The organism is Bacillota bacterium, assembly GCA_040754675.1.
In the GTDB taxonomy this organism is placed as follows: Bacteria; Bacillota; Limnochordia; order Limnochordales; family Geochordaceae; genus Geochorda.
In genome coordinates this window covers 1-2,294 of sequence record JBFMCJ010000617.1, presented here as the reverse complement: position 1 = coordinate 2,294, position 2,294 = coordinate 1, and the positions used below count along the sequence as shown (strand labels likewise).

The 2,294-nt window shown below is 61.1% G+C and carries 2 protein-coding genes; both read right to left on the bottom strand.

Annotated elements, in window-relative coordinates; all coding sequences use genetic code 11:
• Positions 1–10 precede the first annotated feature (10 nt).
• Complete coding sequence (ltrA, locus tag AB1609_21660) at positions 11–1,303, bottom strand: group II intron reverse transcriptase/maturase (GenBank protein ID MEW6049043.1); 1,293 nt, start codon at positions 1,301–1,303, stop codon at positions 11–13.
• Positions 1,304–1,896: 593 nt separating this feature from the next.
• On the bottom strand, positions 1,897–2,294 hold a 398-nt coding region (locus tag AB1609_21655; GenBank protein MEW6049042.1), incomplete at its 5' end, for a group II intron maturase-specific domain-containing protein.

Genomic DNA, 2,294 nt, shown 5'->3' with positions numbered 1-2,294 from the left:
CCCCGTCCCCTCACACCACCGGACGTGCGGATCCGCATCCGGCGGTTCGCCAAAGCTGACGGATTTCTTGGTAACGGCTGACGAGGTCGATCAGTCCTTGCTCTTGCCAGTAGGCAATGGTCAGGACGTTGTTGAGGGGACCGTGGGCCATGCGCCACGGCCCTTTGCGCGCGTTGGCCAACTCGTGCACTTTCCATGCGGGCAGCCCCAGTCGCCTCAGCTCGCGGTAGCGGGTACGGACACGCTTCCACTGTCTCCATACACACGCCCGCAGCCGATGCCGAAGCCACTGGTTAAGGTCGGTGAGTACACCTTTGGCGTCGGCAAGGGCAAAATAGCCCAGCCAGCCGTGGAGGTACTGGTTGATCCGCCTTATGCGCTCTGCCATGGATATGCTCCAGTTCCGCCGGCTCAGCTCGCGGATCTTGGCCTTCACCCGCTCCACTGTCTGGGGAGCAAGGCGTATGCCTATCCCTTTCTGAGAAGTGTATAGGCTGAAGCCCAAGAATTTCCGCTTCCACGGGCGGTCGACCGCGCTCTTTTCTGCATTCACCCTCAACTTGAGCCTCGTTTCAATGAAGGTCCGTATGCTGGCCATGACTCGCTCGCCGGCCCGTTTCGAGCGCACATAGATATTGCAGTCATCGGCGTAGCGGCAGAAGCGATGTCCCCGTTTCTCCAGCTCCTTGTCCAGGTCGTCCAGGAGAATGTTGGCCAACAGGGGGCTCAGCGGTCCTCCTTGCGGCGTCCCCTCTTCCGTAGCAACAACCACACCATTGATCATTGCTCCTGCCTCGAGATAGCGCCGTATTAGCTTGAGTATCCGCTTGTCCCTGACCTTGCGGTACACCCGGGCCATCAACATGTCGTGGTTTACCCGGTCGAAGAACTTCTCTAAGTCCAGGTCCACCACCCAGGTGTAGCCTGCCTGCACGTACTCCCGCATCTTCCTCACGGCGTCATGCCCTCGCCGTCCCGGTCGGAATCCGTAACTTGCGTCCGAGAATCCCGGGTCAAAGATCCCTGTGAGTACCTGCAGCATCGCCTGTTGGATAAAACGATCCAGCACTGTCGGGATCCCCAGCAGTCTCACTCCGCCGCTCGGCTTCGGGATTTCGACCCGGCGTACGGGTGCGGGCTGGTAGATTCCCCTGAGTAGCTGCTCCCGGATAGCCGGCCAGGCGTTGCTCAGATAGCTCCGGAGCTCTTTCGTCTCCATTCCGTCGCTGCCTGGGACTCCTCCGTTGGCCTCCACTCTTCTCAGTGCTGTCACCAGGTTCTCGCGGGAGAGAACCTTCTCCATCAGGTCCGTTCCTTCTTCTCCGCCGGTCTCGATTTCGGTTCGTGCCGGAGGCGAACTCGGCCCTTCTGTGGCCCCTTGCGGCTTCACCGCTTGTCCCCCCAGAGAGAGCTGTTTCCAGCTTGGCTGCCTTCTTTGCTCGCCTCGCGAACTCCCCAACTCGATCCCTCGCTTTAACGTTCGGCCCTTCCCTGCGCATGCGCTTGCGCAGGTACTATGGCCTCTGCTGACCCCTGCGGGCTCAGCCAGCCCTTCCGGACTGGGTTGCCGGTCACCCCGGGCCACCCGCAGGTCTCCCCGGATAAGAGCGATGACTTTCCTCCCATGTGCCCACCCCATATACTGCGACACTGCTTGGTAGCATTGGGCTTTGTCCTGTCACGCGTACTCGCCCCAGTGCCACAGCCTCTTATGGGGTTCGTGTTCCTTGGGCCAGGAGTTTGCCTCTAGCTTCCTTCAGATCCCACCTCACGGTGGACACCCTTGCCTTTGGCTAACGGTTGGTGCTACCAACCCCCGTTCGGGACTTTCACCCTATAGCCATCGCCCGTGCCGGGCGTACATCGAGTAGGAGGGGGCGTCTCGCCCCCGTCCCCTCACACCACCGGACGTGCGGATCCGCATCCGGCGGTTCGCCAAAGCTGACGGATTTCTTGGTAACGGCGAACGAGGTCAATCAGTCCTTGCTCTTGCCAGTAGGCAATGGTCAGGACGTTGTTGAGGGGACCGTGGGCCATGCGCCACGGTCCTTTGCGCGCGTTGGCCAACTCGTGCACCTTCCATGCGGGCAGCCCCAGTCGCCTTAGCTCGCGGTAGCGGGTACGGACGCGTTTCCACTGCTTCCATACGCACGCCCGCAGCCGATGTCGAAGCCACTGGTTAAGGTCGGTGAGTACACCTTTGGCGTCGGCAAGGGCAAAATAGCCCAGCCAGCCGTGGAGGTACTGGTTGATCCGCCTTATGCGCTCTGCCATGGATATGCTCCAGTTCCGCC